The following is a 12,843-nucleotide window of genomic DNA, read 5'->3' as shown; positions in this document are numbered from 1 at the left end:
TAACCCTACTAATCGGGCCATAATAAACGGCTGGCTGCGCACCCAATAAGCCTGACAGCGCCGTTTTCGTCCCTCTATTCGGTACATTAACGCCCATTTCCTGTCGGCTGTCGCGCCGGCCATTACCGGAGCGGCGCAGCAAGCGCCAATTTTCCCGGCAGCTCCGCCACCAGTTTGTCCACCGCCAGCCGCACTTTGAGCGGTTGGTAAGGCATATAGGGCCACACTGCATTCACCGGAAAACTGAGGCTGGACTCACCGCGCATGATCTCCACCAGCGTCCCGGCCATCAGCCGTTCGCGTACCAGCCACTCCGGCAGCCAGGCAATACCGGCGCCGGCGGAAACGGCATCGACGATCCCCTGCATGTCATCCATCATCATCTTGGCCGGTGGCCTGAACGGCCGCAGCTCGCCGTTTTCACCGCGAAGCTGCCAGGGCAACACGGCGCCGGCGTGCAGATACCCCACCGCCTGATGCCGGCTTAGCGCCTCCACCGAATTCGGTGCGCCGCAGCGCTGCACGTAGTCGGGCGAAGCGCACAGCAGCATGCCGTGTTCACCCAGGCGTCGGGCAACCAGACTGCCGCTGTCCGCCAGTTCGCCGATGCGAACCGCCAGATCGAACCCCTCGTCGATCAGATCGATCCTGCGGTCGCTGAACGAAATTTCCAACGACAGTAACGGATGCTCATTCGCCAGCGCCGTCATCAAGGGCGCAATGCACAGATGGCCGAACAACACCGGCATCGAGATCCTGAGCCGGCCGCTGACCTGCATCTTGCCGCTGTCCAGCTGGTTTTCCGCCGCCTGAACGTTCGCCAACGCCTGCCGACAGTGCTCATAGTACAGCGCCCCTTCATCCGTCAGGCTCAGGCTGCGGGTAGTGCGCATAAACAACATCACGCCAAGCCGCGCCTCGAGCCGCGACACGATTTTGCTGACCGCGGAGCGCGTCAGATGCAGTTTTTCTGCGGCGGCGGCAAAACTGCCGCCTTCCGCCACGGCGACAAAGGCCGGCAGCGCGCTGAGATCGCTTTTCATCTTAATGCTTCCAAATTGGAATCAATGAAGTGAAAACCTATCACCACTGGTGAAGATCGAGCAATGATAACCTGCAGTCATTCCGGAATGCCCGGTGAAACCGCCAATTACCGTCTGAGGACAACAGCATGAAAAAAATACTGGTGCTCAAATCCAGCATTATGGGAAACGACTCGCAGACCAACAGCCTGATTGACCGCTATCTGGCGGAACGTCGGGCCAAAGGATATGAAGATCAGATCGTCGAACACGATCTGACGGCGTTGGATCTGCCGGTATTGGATGGCGAGCTGTTCAGTGCGCTGCGCGGCGCAGATAACATCAGCCCACGCGCCAAAGCGGCGGTGGCGCTTTCCGATCGGTTGATCGCCGAACTGAAAGGGAGCGATCTGCTGCTGATCGGCGCGCCGATGTACAACCTCAACGTCCCGACCCAGCTGAAAAACTGGTTCGATCTGGTGGCCCGCGCCCGGCTGACGTTCAACTATACCACCACCTACCCGGTCGGGCTGGTGGAAGGCGTCAATGCAGTGGTGTTCAGTTCACGCGGCGGCGTACACGCCGGCCAGCCGACCGACGCCGTGACGCCCTACCTGCGCTCGGTACTGGGGCTGATGGGGATCGGTGAGGTGCAGTTTATCTATGCCGAAGGGCTGGATATGAAACCGCACGGCCTCACTCAGGGGCTGGCGAATGCCCACCAGCGGATCGTGGCGTTGGTGGGCTGAAGCAAACGCACGGTAGCATTGATTTGTTATAACATAACAAATATGATGACCACGTCGACGCCACCTCGATGAGGTGTCGACGCTCCTACATCACATAAAGTTTTATCGCACTTTGAGCCAGCTATTCCGATAGCTGGTTTTTTTTGCCTGCGATAATGAAATGCTACCGGAGCCGCGGGTTCAATCGTGGCGGGCAGCGCGTTTCATTTCTCGCTCGCCGGGCGACTGCGTTTTGACGGACAGCGGCGCGACAAACGCTTTCCATTCCTTGCCGGCTTCCTGATGAGCCGCGTTTTTTTGGGCCGATGAATAGTCATCGTTTTGCCCGGCACATCCTGACAGCGCCATGATGCCCACAGCAAGATACAGCGATTTGCACATCATCCTATCCTGATAATTAACCGTCGCTATAGGGTAACAGCGCCGACCCCAATGTCACTGCAAAATGACCGGCACGTTCATCACACCGGCATATTCATGATGTCCTGGTAGGCCGCGACCAGCTTGTTGCGCACCTGCACGCCCAGCTGCAGCGAGACCGATGATTTCTGCAGATCGACCATCACATCATTCAGGCTGATGCCCGGCACGCCCAGTTCGAAATCCTGCGCCTGCTTGCGCGCCGTTTGCTGGGTCTCGCTGATCTTGCCGAGCGCCGCGGTCAGTTCGCTGGCGAAGCTGACGCCCTGCGGCGCCGCATTTTGCCCCATCTTGCCGGCCTGAACCGCCATGGTCTGCATCTGCTGCAGCACCCCTTCAATGCCCTGAATCGCCATCTGGTCCTCAATCATCTCGTCTCGCCGGGTGACGTTTCACCCTGCACTTCTCCAATGATGCACACCCTAGCACAGCGTTTTCAGACCTAAAGCGGCTAATTAACTGCAAAAAACCCGGCTTATCGGGCAATCGGAATCGTCTGATAAGGCGAATAATGGCCTGCCCAGAAATGGGAGCGCCGCTATTTAGAAGATATGTGTATCAGGGAGTCTGTTTTGTCACACAACGCTAACCATACCGTTCATCAGCCTGGCAGGGAGCTGCTCAGCGGCCCATACGGGATCGTGAGCGCCATTGAAGGACGAGACCTAAAATGAGTGCTTCGATAACCGCCGGCGAAAGCCGCGACAACGGCCTGCAGGCCACCTGGAATCGTCTGCGCGCCAACCCGAAAATTCCGTTGCTGGTCGCCGCCTCCGCCGCGATCGCCATCGTTGTCGCGCTGCTGTTGTGGGTGAAAAGCCCTGACTACCGCGTGCTGTACAGCAATCTGAACGACCGCGACGGTGGCGCCATCGTCACCCAGCTGACGCAGATGAATATCCCTTACCGCTTCGCCGAGAATGGCGCGGCGCTGCTGATCCCGGCGGAAAAGGTGCATGAAACCCGCCTGCGCCTCGCGCAGCAAGGGCTGCCGAAGGGCGGCGCCGTCGGCTTCGAACTGCTGGATCAGGAAAAATTCGGCATCAGCCAATTCAGCGAACAGATCAACTATCAGCGCGCCCTTGAGGGCGAGCTGTCGCGCACTATCGAGTCGCTGGGGCCGGTGCAAAACGCCCGCGTTCACCTGGCGCTGCCTAAACCTTCGCTGTTCGTGCGCGAACAGAAATCCCCTTCCGCCTCGGTGACGCTGACCCTGCAACCCGGCCGTGCGCTGGACGACGGCCAGATCAACGCCATCGTTTATATGGTGTCGAGCAGCGTCGCCGGCCTGCCGCCGGGCAACGTGACCGTGGTCGATCAGGCCGGGCGCCTGCTGACGCAGTCCGACGGCACCGGGCGCGATCTCAACGCCTCGCAGCTGAAATACGCCAACGAAGTGGAAAACGGCTTCCAGCGCCGCATCGAAGCGATCCTCGCCCCGGTGGTCGGCAGCGCCAACGTGCGTGCGCAGGTCACGGCACAGATCGATTTCGCCACTCGCGAACAAACCGATGAGCAGTACCAGCCGAACCAGCAGCCGGACAAAGCCGCTATCCGCTCGCAGCAAACCAGCCTGAGCGAGCAGATCGGCGGGCCACAGGTGGGCGGCGTGCCGGGCGCGCTGTCCAATCAGCCGAGCGCGCCGGCCACCGCGCCAATTGAGACCGCCAAGCCGGCCACCGCCGCAGGCAACAATGCCAACGCGACCGCACAAAACGCCGCGACCACCCGCAGCGCGGCGGCCAACGGCGTGCCGCAAAATACCCGTCGCGACGCGACCACCAACTACGAGCTCGACCGCACCATTCGTCACACCCAGCAAAAAGCCGGCACCGTGCAGCGTCTGTCGGTCGCCGTGGTGGTCAACTATCTGGGCACCGATAAAGACGGCAAACCGCAGCCGATGAGCAAAGAGCAGCTGGCGCAGATCGAAGCGCTGGTGCGTGAAGCGATGGGCTACTCCAGCAGCCGTGGCGACACCCTGAACGTGGTCAACACGCCGTTTACCGACACTCAGGTGACCGGGGGCGAACTGCCGTTCTGGCAAAGCCAGTCGTTTATCGATCGCCTGATCGACGCGGGCCGCTATCTGCTGGTGCTGCTGGTGGCCTGGCTGCTGTGGCGCAAACTGGTGCGGCCGCAGCTGCAACAGCGCCAGGCGGCGCAACAGGCCGCCGTCGCCGCCGCCAACGCCCCTGCCGCCAAAGCGGTCGACAGCAGCAAACCGAGCAACGAGGAGCTGGCGCAGCGTCGTAAATCGCAGCAGCGCGTCAGCGCAGAAGTCCAGAGCCAGCGGATCCGCGATCTGGCTGACAAAGACCCACGCGTGGTCGCTCTGGTAATCCGCCAATGGATGAGTAACGAGATATGAGCCTGACCGGAACCGACAAAAGCGCCATCCTGCTGATGACGCTGGGTGAAGATCGCGCGGCGGAGGTGTTCAAGCACCTCTCCTCGCGCGAAGTACAGCTGCTGAGCGGCACCATGGCCGGCATGAGCCAGGTTTCACACAAACAGCTCGGCGAAATACTGACCGAGTTTGAAGACGACGCCGAGCAATACGCGGCGCTGAGCGTCAACGCCAGCGACTACCTGCGTTCGGTGCTGGTCAAGGCGCTGGGCGAAGAGCGTGCCGCCAGCCTGCTGGAAGACATTCTCGAATCGCGCGAGACCACCACCGGCATGGAAACGCTCAACTTTATGGAGCCGCAGAGCGCCGCCGATCTGATCCGCGACGAACACCCGCAGATCATCGCCACCATCCTGGTGCACCTCAAACGCGGCCAGGCGGCGGATATCCTGGCCCTGTTCGACGAACGCCTGCGCAACGACGTCATGCTGCGTATCGCCACCTTCGGCGGCGTGCAGCCGGCGGCGCTGGCGGAGCTGACCGAAGTGCTGAACAACCTGCTCGACGGCCAGAACCTCAAACGCAGCAAAATGGGCGGGGTGCGCACCGCCGCCGAGATCATCAACCTGATGAAAACCCAGCAGGAAGAAGCGGTCATCGACGCGATGCGCGAATACGACGGCGAGCTGGCGCAGAAGATCATCGACGAGATGTTCCTGTTCGAAAACCTGGTGGAAGTCGACGATCGCAGTATCCAACGCCTGCTGCAGGAAGTGGAAGGCGAGTCGCTGCTGATCGCCTTGAAAGGCGCCGAACAGCCGCTGCGCGAGAAGTTCCTCAAGAACATGTCGCAACGCGCCGCCGACATCCTGCGCGACGATCTGGCCAACCGTGGGCCGGTGCGCATGTCGCAGGTGGAAAACGAGCAGAAAGCCATCCTGCTGGTGGTGAGACGCCTGGCGGAAAGCGGCGAAATGATCATCGGCGGCGGCGAGGACACCTATGTCTGATCGCATTAACACCCTGCCCTGGCAGCCCTGGTCGCTCAACGATCTGGGCGAACAGAAACCGGCGATCGAACTGCCGCAGTTGCCGGATCTCGAACTTGACGATCCGTCGCCGGACGCACAGGCCGAATTGCAGCAGCAGTTGGCGACGCTGCGCCTGCAGGCCGAGCAACAGGGCCAGCAGTTGGGCTATGCCGACGGCCAGCAAAAAGGCTATGAGGCCGGTTTTCAGTCCGGACTGGAGGAAGGCCGCCAGCAAGGGCTGCTGGAAGCGCAACAGCAGCAACAGCCGCTGACCGCCCACTGGCAGCAGCTGGTCACCGAATTCCAGCACACGCTGGACGCGCTCGACAGCGTGATCGCTTCGCGGCTGATGCAGCTGGCGCTGACCGCCGCCAAGCAGGTGCTGGGCCAGCCGCCGGTGTGCGACGGCACCGCCCTGCTGGCGCAGATCCAACAGCTGATCCAGCAGGAACCGATGTTCAACGGCAAGCCGCAGCTGCGGGTACACCCGGACGACTACTCGCGCGTCGAGCAGCAGTTGGGGGTCACCCTCAGCCTGCACGGCTGGCGCCTGCTGGCGGACGGCGAGCTGCATCCGGGCGGCTGCAAGGTCAGCGCCGAGGAAGGCGATCTCGACGCCAGCCTGGCGACGCGCTGGCATGAATTGTGCCGCCTGGCGGCACCGGGAGAAGTCTGATGACCGCGCGTCTCGGCCGCTGGCTGAGCTCTCTGGATACGCTGGAAAAACGCATCGCGCGCGCGCCGATGGTGCGCCGCTACGGCCGCCTGACCCGCGCCACCGGATTGGTGTTGGAAGCCACCGGCCTGCAACTGCCGCTCGGCGCGACCTGCCTTATCGAACGGCACGACGCCGGTGAGGTGCAGGAAGTGGAAAGCGAAGTGGTCGGCTTCAACGGCCAGCGGCTGTTCCTGATGCCGCTGGAAGAGGTGGAAGGCATCGTGCCGGGCGCGCGGGTTTACGCCCGCATCGCGCCGGAAGGCCAAAGCGCCGGCAAACAGCTGCCGCTCGGCCCGGCCCTGTTGGGGCGAGTGCTGGACGGCAGCGCCAAACCGCTCGACGGCCTGCCTTCACCGGAAACCGGTTACCGCGCGCCGCTGATCACCGCGCCGTTCAACCCCTTGCAGCGCACGCCGATCGAACAGGTGCTGGACGTGGGGGTGCGCACCATCAACGGCCTGCTGACCGTCGGCCGCGGCCAGCGCATGGGCCTGTTCGCCGGCTCCGGCGTTGGCAAGAGCGTGCTGCTCGGCATGATGGCCCGTTATACCCAGGCGGATGTGATCGTCGTTGGCCTGATCGGCGAGCGTGGCCGCGAGGTCAAAGACTTTATCGAGAACATTCTCGGCGCCGAAGGCCGGGCGCGATCGGTGGTGATCGCCGCGCCGGCGGACGTCTCGCCGCTGCTGCGCATGCAGGGGGCGGCCTACGCCACCCGCATCGCCGAGGATTTCCGCGATCGCGGGCAGCATGTGTTGCTGATCATGGACTCCCTCACCCGCTACGCCATGGCGCAGCGTGAGATCGCCCTGGCCATCGGCGAGCCGCCGGCCACCAAAGGCTACCCGCCTTCGGTCTTCGCCAAGCTGCCTGCGCTGGTGGAACGCGCGGGCAACGGCATCAGCGGCGGCGGTTCCATCACCGCCTTCTACACCGTGTTGACCGAAGGGGACGATCAGCAAGACCCGATCGCCGACTCGGCGCGCGCCATCCTCGATGGTCACGTGGTGCTGTCCCGGCGCCTGGCGGAGGCCGGTCACTACCCGGCAATCGACATCGAAGCGTCAATCAGCCGCGCCATGACGTCGCTGATCGACGAAGAGCATTACCGCCGGGTGCGCACCTTCAAACAGATGCTGGCCAGCTATCAGCGCAACCGCGATCTGATCAGCGTCGGCGCCTACGCGGCGGGCAGCGATCCGTTGCTGGACAAAGCGATGACGCTGTATCCGCAAATGGAAGCTTACCTGCAACAGGGCATCTTTGAACGCAGCGGCTACGATGAAGCCTGCCAACAGCTGCAGCAGTTGATTGTTTAACGTCACCAGAGGCGCACAGCGATGAAATCACAATCCCCCCTGATTACCCTGCGCGATCTGGCGCAGGATGCGGTGGAACAGGCCGCGCAACAGCTGGGCCAGGTACGGCAGGCGCAGCAGGCGGCGGAGCAACAGCTGTCGATGCTGCTCAACTATCAGGACGAATACCGCCAGAAGCTGAATCATACGCTCTGCGACGGCATGGACAGCTCACGCTGGCAAAACTACCAGCAGTTTATCGGCACGCTGGAACAGGCCATCGACCAGCACCGCCAGCAACTGCTGCAGTGGGGGCAGAAAGTGGATCATGCGGTGAAGCAATGGCAAGACAAACAACAGCGGTTGAACGCTTTCGAGACCCTGCATACCCGCGCCATAACGGCGGAGCAGCAGCAGGAGAACAAACGGGATCAAAAACTGATGGATGAGTTCGCTCAACGCAGTGCACAAAGGAATATCAACCCATGAATCTGAACGCCCTGCCCGGCCTGGCCTTACCCGGCGACGCCGGCGGCCTGGCCGAACTGACCTCGGCGCTGGATGAAAGCCAGCTGTCGTCCGCTTTCGCCCAGCTGCTCGGCGCCCGTTTCGCACCCGCCGCCGACGGCAAACAGCCGCCGGTCGCGCTGAGCACGGACGATGAACGCGCCCCGGCCCTGAGCCGCAACCCGCTCAATCAGCTGCTGGCCACCTTCGGCGAGCGCGGCGGCCTGCTGCAGAACCCGACAACCGTAGCCAACGCGCTTTCGCCTGAGGGCGCCGAGGGCGAAGCGCCCGCCGCCGGCGACAAACCGGCGCAGCCGCCGATCGCCGCCGCCAAAGAGCTGGATGCCGCTACGCTGCAGGCGCTGTACGCCATGCTGCCGGCCGCGATCATCGCCCAGACTCAGCCAGCCGAAGGCCAACGCTCGCTGCCGGTGGATAGCGCTGACGAAGCAACTGCGCTGCAGCCCGGCAACGGCCAGCTGAACATCGCGGCGGCCGGTGATAAAACCGCCACACATTCATCGGCATCCCCTGCTCCGTCGCCGACGGGCGCGAAAACGCCTGCCGCCGACGGCGACAATGCCACGGCGGCGCTCCCGCAACCAGCCAACGGCGAACGCGCAAGCACCGCACAACCGCTACAGGCGGGCGATACGCCACAGCAGCCGCCGCTCAATCACGCCGTCGCCCTGGCCGCCGCCAGCCCGACGCAAACCGCCGCCCCGGCCAGCGCACTGGTGACCGCGCCGCCTGCGCCGCAGCTCAACGCGCAGCTGGGCAGCCCGGAGTGGCAGCAGGCGTTGAGCCAACAGGTGCTGATGTTCCACCGCAACGGCCAGCAGAGCGCCGAGCTGCGCCTGCACCCGCAGGAACTGGGCGCCCTGCAGATCACGCTGAAGCTGGACGATCAGCAGGCGCAGCTGCACATCGCCTCCGCTCACGGCCAGGTGCGTGCGGCGGTGGAAGCGGCGATGCCGCAGCTGCGTCACGCGCTGGCGGAGAGCGGCATCAACCTGGGGCAAAGCAGCGTGGGCGGCGAGTCCACGCCGCAATGGCAGCAACAGGCGCAGCAGCAGGCGCAGCAGCAGGCTTCCAACGGCCAGGGGCGTGCCAGCTATGCGGAACATCATGGCGGTGACGCTGCGGCCGCCGAGGGCGTCAGCGCACCGGTGGCGCTGCAGCGCATGGCCAATGCGGTCAACGGCGTCGATATTTTCGCCTGAGCCGCCGCAAACGCCCAAGCTGGCACCCATTTGCGCGTCTATTCAGGCTATTGCACGCCGCAATAGACGCGATAATACCTTTACATGTCATGCGTGCGGCTTTGCCGCGCGCTATGCCCGCCGCCTCGCCGGCCGCGGGTGGAACAACAGGAATTAGATTTGGCTATGTCTCAGAACACCCTTCCCGCAGCACCGAAACGCTCCCTTCTGGTCATCCTGCTGGTGTTGATCAGCGTCGTCGCCTGTGGCGCCGCGGGTTACAGCTGGTGGCTGCTGCAACAGCATAAAAACGGCGCCGAACCGGCCGCCGCCAAACAGCAACCGCCGGCCGCGCCGGTGTTCATGCCGCTCGACACCTTTACCGTCAACCTGGTGACGCCGGACAACAACCCGGATCGCGTGCTGTACATCGGCCTCACGCTGCGTCTGCCGGACGAAAGTACCCGCCGTCAGCTGAACGATTTTCTGCCGGAAGTGCGCAGCCGTCTGCTGATGCTGCTCTCCCGTCAGGAAGCGAGCCAGCTGGCCAATGAACAAGGGAAGCAACGGTTGGTGGCGCAGATTAAAGACGTGCTCAGCCCGCCGCTGGTTAAGGGACAACCGAAGCAGGTGGTCAGCGATGTGCTGTTCACCGCCTTCATACTGCGGTAATCACTATGGGCGACAGCATTCTTTCACAGGCAGAGATCGACGCCTTGCTCAACGGCGACAGCGCGGGTGATGAACCCGAAGCGATAGTCGGCAAAGAGAGCGAGGTCAAGCCTTACGATCCGACCACCCAGCGCCGCGTGGTGCGCGAGCGTCTGCACGCGCTGGAAATCATCAATGAACGTTTTGCCCGGCAGTTCCGCATGGGGTTGTTCAACCTGCTGCGCCGCAGCCCGGACATTACCGTCGGCCCGATCAAAATCCAGCCGTATCACGAGTTCGCCCGCAACCTGCCGGTGCCGACCAACCTGAACCTGGTGCATCTGAACCCGCTGCGCGGCACCGCCCTGTTCGTGTTCGCGCCGAGCCTGGTGTTCATCGCCGTCGATAACCTGTTCGGCGGCGACGGCCGCTTCCCGACCAAGGTCGAAGGCCGCGAGTTCACCCCGACCGAACAGCGGGTGATCAAGCGCATGCTGCGCCTGGCGCTGGACGCCTACGGCGATGCCTGGAGCGCCATCTACAAGATCGACGTGGAGTACGTGCGCGCCGAAATGCAGGTGAAGTTCACCAACATCACCACTTCGCCGAACGATATCGTGGTCACCACGCCGTTCCAGGTGGAGATCGGCGCGCTGACCGGCGAGTTCAACATCTGCATTCCGTTCGCCATGATTGAGCCGCTGCGCGAGCTGTTGACCAACCCGCCGCTGGAAAACTCGCGGCAGGAAGACAGCCATTGGCGCGAAACCCTGGTGAAGCAGGTGCAACACTCCGAACTGGAGCTTATCGCCAACTTCGTCGATATCCCGATGCGGCTGTCGAAAGTCCTGAAGCTGCAGCCGGGCGATGTATTACCGATAGACAAGCCGGAACGCCTGATTGCCCATGTGGACGGCGTGCCGGTACTGACCAGCCAATACGGCACGTTGAACGGGCAATATGCCCTGCGTGTTGAACATTTGATTAACCCTATTTTGAATGCTCTGAGTGAGGAACAGCCCAATGAGTGATCCTAAGCAACCGTCTGGCGAAGGAAAGGAATCCGTAGACGATCTGTGGGCTGATGCGTTTAACGAGCAGCAGTCCTCAGAGAAGTCCGGCGCGAGCACCGAAGGGGTGTTCAAGTCGCTGGAAGCTCAGGATGCGCTCGGCAGCCTGCAGGATATCGACCTGATCCTGGATATTCCGGTCAAGCTGACCGTGGAACTGGGGCGCACCAAGATGACCATCAAAGAGCTGCTGCGCCTGTCGCAAGGCTCGGTGGTAGCGCTGGACGGCCTGGCCGGCGAGCCGCTGGACATCCTGATCAACGGTTACCTGATCGCACAAGGTGAAGTGGTGGTGGTGGCCGACAAGTTCGGCGTGCGCATCACCGACATCATCACCCCGTCCGAACGCATGCGTCGACTGAGCCGCTGATGACCGTCGCGGCGCCCGTTACCGTCCAAAGCAGCCAACCACCCGCCGCGCCGGCCTTGCCGGCCGGTTCGGTGTTGATGCAGGTCAGCAGCGCGCTCGGCGGCATTCTGCTGCTGATCCTGCTGGCCGGTTGGCTGTTCCGCCGGCTGGGCTTCGCCCCGCAGGCGCGCAACAACAAGCTGCTCAACCTGCGCGCCAGTTGCCAGGTCGGGCAGCGCGAGCGCGTGGTGGTGGTGGAAGTCGACGATACCTTGCTGGTATTGGGCGTCACCGCCCAGCAGATCACCCCGCTGCACACCCTGCCCGCCCCGCCGAAAGACGAGGGCGCGGCCGACGCGGCGACGCCGGCGGACTTCCGCCAACTGATGCAAAAAGTTCTGAAACGCCCGGAAAAATCGGCATGACCTCGACTCTTCATACCCTCGTCCGCCGTCCGGCGGTTTGGCTCCCTGCCGCCCTGCTGTTCATCAGCCCGGCGGCTTTGGCGCAACTGCCGGGGCTGATCAGCCAGCCGCTGGCCAACGGCGGCCAAAGCTGGTCGCTGCCGGTGCAGACGCTGGTGCTGTTGACCTCGCTGACTTTCCTGCCCGCCATGCTGCTGATGATGACCAGTTTCACCCGCATCATCATCGTGCTCGGGCTGCTGCGCAACGCGCTGGGCACCCCGTCGGCGCCGCCGAACCAGGTGATGCTGGGGCTGGCGCTGTTCCTGACCTTCTTCATCATGTCGCCGGTGTTCGATAAGGTCTATCAGGACGCCTACCTGCCGTTCAGCCAGGACAAGATCGGGCTGGAGGTCGCGCTGGATAAAGGCGCGCAGCCGCTGCGCGAATTCATGCTGCGCCAAACGCGCGAAACCGATCTGGCGCTGTACGCCAGGCTGGCCAATCAGCCGCCGCTGGCCGGCCCGGAAGCGGTGCCGATGCGCATCCTGCTGCCCGCCTACGTCACCAGCGAACTGAAAACCGCCTTCCAGATCGGTTTTACGGTGTTCATTCCGTTCCTGATTATCGACCTGGTGGTCGCCAGCGTGCTGATGGCGCTGGGGATGATGATGGTGCCGCCGGCCACCATCTCGCTGCCGTTCAAGCTGATGCTGTTCGTGCTGGTCGATGGCTGGCAGCTGCTGCTCGGCTCGCTGGCGCAGAGTTTCTATTCGTAACCCCCGACCGGAGAACGCGAGATGACACCTGAATCGGTTATGGCGCTCGGCACCGAAGCGATGAAAGTGGCGCTGGCGCTGGCCGCCCCGCTGCTGCTGGCGGCGCTGATCAGCGGCCTGGTGGTCAGCCTGCTGCAGGCCGCCACCCAGATCAACGAAATGACGCTGTCGTTCATCCCCAAAATTCTGGCGGTGGTGGCCACCATCATCATCGCCGGCCCCTGGATGTTGAACCTGCTGCTGGACTACATGCGCACCCTGTTCAGCAACCTGCCCACCCTGATCGGCTAACC

Annotated in this window: 16 protein-coding genes; 13 read left to right on the top strand and 3 right to left on the bottom strand. The window is 63.1% G+C overall.

The window, feature by feature from the left end; translation table 11 throughout:
• Positions 1–122: 122 nt before the first annotated feature.
• On the bottom strand, positions 123–1,043 hold the full coding sequence (locus tag ACJ8HB_RS08045) for a LysR family transcriptional regulator (protein WP_047571553.1): 921 nt from the start codon (positions 1,041–1,043) through the stop codon (positions 123–125).
• Positions 1,044–1,171: 128 nt separating this feature from the next.
• On the opposite strand from ACJ8HB_RS08045, the gene ACJ8HB_RS08040 reads away from it, so the two are divergent.
• Positions 1,172–1,771, top strand: a complete 600-nt coding sequence (locus ACJ8HB_RS08040) for an FMN-dependent NADH-azoreductase (RefSeq protein ID WP_047571552.1) — start codon at positions 1,172–1,174, stop codon at positions 1,769–1,771.
• Between the two features lie 180 nt (positions 1,772–1,951).
• Here the strand turns inward: ACJ8HB_RS08040 and ACJ8HB_RS08035 are convergent, their stop codons facing one another.
• Together ACJ8HB_RS08035 and fliE are read right to left on the bottom strand one after the other, a co-directional pair.
• On the bottom strand, positions 1,952–2,152 hold the full coding sequence (locus ACJ8HB_RS08035; protein ID WP_039565525.1) for a hypothetical protein: 201 nt from the start codon (positions 2,150–2,152) through the stop codon (positions 1,952–1,954).
• A gap of 80 nt (positions 2,153–2,232) precedes the next feature.
• Complete coding sequence (gene fliE / locus ACJ8HB_RS08030; RefSeq protein WP_025159836.1) at positions 2,233–2,547, bottom strand: flagellar hook-basal body complex protein FliE; 315 nt, start codon at positions 2,545–2,547, stop codon at positions 2,233–2,235.
• 314 nt (positions 2,548–2,861) lie between these two features.
• On the opposite strand from fliE, the gene fliF reads away from it, so the two are divergent.
• The 12 genes from fliF to fliQ all read left to right on the top strand — a co-directional run bounded on the left by fliF (position 2,862) and on the right by fliQ (position 12,841).
• Entirely contained in the window at positions 2,862–4,562 is a 1,701-nt protein-coding gene (fliF, locus tag ACJ8HB_RS08025; RefSeq protein ID WP_047571551.1) for a flagellar basal-body MS-ring/collar protein FliF, read from the top strand.
• Positions 4,559–5,551, top strand: coding sequence for a flagellar motor switch protein FliG (gene fliG, locus ACJ8HB_RS08020; RefSeq protein ID WP_033634975.1), 993 nt, complete (start codon positions 4,559–4,561; stop codon positions 5,549–5,551). Before fliF ends, fliG begins: the two co-directional genes overlap by 4 nt.
• On the top strand, positions 5,544–6,248 hold the full coding sequence (gene fliH / locus ACJ8HB_RS08015; protein ID WP_033647766.1) for a flagellar assembly protein FliH: 705 nt from the start codon (positions 5,544–5,546) through the stop codon (positions 6,246–6,248). Before fliG ends, fliH begins: the two co-directional genes overlap by 8 nt.
• Positions 6,248–7,609 (top strand): flagellar protein export ATPase FliI, encoded by a 1,362-nt coding sequence (gene fliI / locus ACJ8HB_RS08010; protein ID WP_033634977.1) that lies wholly within the window; start codon positions 6,248–6,250, stop codon positions 7,607–7,609. Before fliH ends, fliI begins: the two co-directional genes overlap by 1 nt.
• 21 nt (positions 7,610–7,630) lie before the next feature.
• Positions 7,631–8,077 (top strand): flagellar export protein FliJ, encoded by a 447-nt coding sequence (gene fliJ, locus ACJ8HB_RS08005; protein ID WP_047571550.1) that lies wholly within the window; start codon positions 7,631–7,633, stop codon positions 8,075–8,077.
• Positions 8,074–9,318: a flagellar hook-length control protein FliK gene (locus tag ACJ8HB_RS08000; protein WP_047571549.1), complete on the top strand. Its 1,245-nt coding sequence runs from the start codon at positions 8,074–8,076 to the stop codon at positions 9,316–9,318. The genes fliJ and ACJ8HB_RS08000 overlap by 4 nt, the downstream gene beginning before the upstream one ends.
• A gap of 165 nt (positions 9,319–9,483) precedes the next feature.
• Positions 9,484–9,969 carry a flagellar basal body-associated protein FliL gene (fliL, locus tag ACJ8HB_RS07995; RefSeq protein WP_033634980.1) on the top strand — a complete coding sequence of 162 codons (486 nt, stop codon included), beginning with the start codon at positions 9,484–9,486 and terminating at the stop codon, positions 9,967–9,969.
• Positions 9,970–9,974: 5 nt separating this feature from the next.
• Positions 9,975–10,979 (top strand): flagellar motor switch protein FliM, encoded by a 1,005-nt coding sequence (gene fliM, locus ACJ8HB_RS07990; protein WP_033634981.1) that lies wholly within the window; start codon positions 9,975–9,977, stop codon positions 10,977–10,979.
• Positions 10,972–11,388 carry a flagellar motor switch protein FliN gene (gene fliN, locus ACJ8HB_RS07985; RefSeq protein WP_004934799.1) on the top strand — a complete coding sequence of 139 codons (417 nt, stop codon included), beginning with the start codon at positions 10,972–10,974 and terminating at the stop codon, positions 11,386–11,388. Before fliM ends, fliN begins: the two co-directional genes overlap by 8 nt.
• Complete coding sequence (gene fliO / locus ACJ8HB_RS07980; RefSeq protein WP_033647771.1) at positions 11,388–11,792, top strand: flagellar biosynthetic protein FliO; 405 nt, start codon at positions 11,388–11,390, stop codon at positions 11,790–11,792. The genes fliN and fliO overlap by 1 nt, the downstream gene beginning before the upstream one ends.
• The gene (gene fliP / locus ACJ8HB_RS07975; protein WP_025303257.1) at positions 11,789–12,550 is read left to right on the top strand and encodes a flagellar type III secretion system pore protein FliP; all 762 of its coding nucleotides are present in this window, start codon (positions 11,789–11,791) and stop codon (positions 12,548–12,550) included. Before fliO ends, fliP begins: the two co-directional genes overlap by 4 nt.
• Before the next feature lie 21 nt (positions 12,551–12,571).
• Positions 12,572–12,841, top strand: coding sequence for a flagellar biosynthesis protein FliQ (gene fliQ / locus ACJ8HB_RS07970; RefSeq protein ID WP_004934803.1), 270 nt, complete (start codon positions 12,572–12,574; stop codon positions 12,839–12,841).
• Positions 12,842–12,843: the final 2 nt, after the last annotated feature.

This window comes from Serratia sp. CY27727 (assembly GCF_052169275.1).
Classification (GTDB): domain Bacteria; phylum Pseudomonadota; class Gammaproteobacteria; order Enterobacterales; family Enterobacteriaceae; genus Serratia; species Serratia sarumanii.
The sequence above is the reverse complement of the archived record's forward strand: the minus strand, read 5'-3'. Positions and strand labels throughout refer to the sequence as shown.

What these genes read in the sequence shown, in the direction of transcription:
- ACJ8HB_RS08045 (WP_047571553.1), bottom strand. Translation starts at nt 1,043, where the DNA reads ATGAAAAGCGATCTCAGCGCGCTGCCGGCCTTTGTCGCCGTGGCGGAA.
- ACJ8HB_RS08040 (WP_047571552.1), top strand. Translation starts at nt 1,172, where the DNA reads ATGAAAAAAATACTGGTGCTCAAATCCAGCATTATGGGAAACGACTCG.
- ACJ8HB_RS08035 (WP_039565525.1), bottom strand. Translation starts at nt 2,152, where the DNA reads ATGTGCAAATCGCTGTATCTTGCTGTGGGCATCATGGCGCTGTCAGGA.
- fliE (WP_025159836.1), bottom strand. Translation starts at nt 2,547, where the DNA reads ATGGCGATTCAGGGCATTGAAGGGGTGCTGCAGCAGATGCAGACCATG.
- fliF (WP_047571551.1), top strand. Translation starts at nt 2,862, where the DNA reads ATGAGTGCTTCGATAACCGCCGGCGAAAGCCGCGACAACGGCCTGCAG.
- fliG (WP_033634975.1), top strand. Translation starts at nt 4,559, where the DNA reads ATGAGCCTGACCGGAACCGACAAAAGCGCCATCCTGCTGATGACGCTG.
- fliH (WP_033647766.1), top strand. Translation starts at nt 5,544, where the DNA reads ATGTCTGATCGCATTAACACCCTGCCCTGGCAGCCCTGGTCGCTCAAC.
- fliI (WP_033634977.1), top strand. Translation starts at nt 6,248, where the DNA reads ATGACCGCGCGTCTCGGCCGCTGGCTGAGCTCTCTGGATACGCTGGAA.
- fliJ (WP_047571550.1), top strand. Translation starts at nt 7,631, where the DNA reads ATGAAATCACAATCCCCCCTGATTACCCTGCGCGATCTGGCGCAGGAT.
- ACJ8HB_RS08000 (WP_047571549.1), top strand. Translation starts at nt 8,074, where the DNA reads ATGAATCTGAACGCCCTGCCCGGCCTGGCCTTACCCGGCGACGCCGGC.
- fliL (WP_033634980.1), top strand. Translation starts at nt 9,484, where the DNA reads ATGTCTCAGAACACCCTTCCCGCAGCACCGAAACGCTCCCTTCTGGTC.
- fliM (WP_033634981.1), top strand. Translation starts at nt 9,975, where the DNA reads ATGGGCGACAGCATTCTTTCACAGGCAGAGATCGACGCCTTGCTCAAC.
- fliN (WP_004934799.1), top strand. Translation starts at nt 10,972, where the DNA reads ATGAGTGATCCTAAGCAACCGTCTGGCGAAGGAAAGGAATCCGTAGAC.
- fliO (WP_033647771.1), top strand. Translation starts at nt 11,388, where the DNA reads ATGACCGTCGCGGCGCCCGTTACCGTCCAAAGCAGCCAACCACCCGCC.
- fliP (WP_025303257.1), top strand. Translation starts at nt 11,789, where the DNA reads ATGACCTCGACTCTTCATACCCTCGTCCGCCGTCCGGCGGTTTGGCTC.
- fliQ (WP_004934803.1), top strand. Translation starts at nt 12,572, where the DNA reads ATGACACCTGAATCGGTTATGGCGCTCGGCACCGAAGCGATGAAAGTG.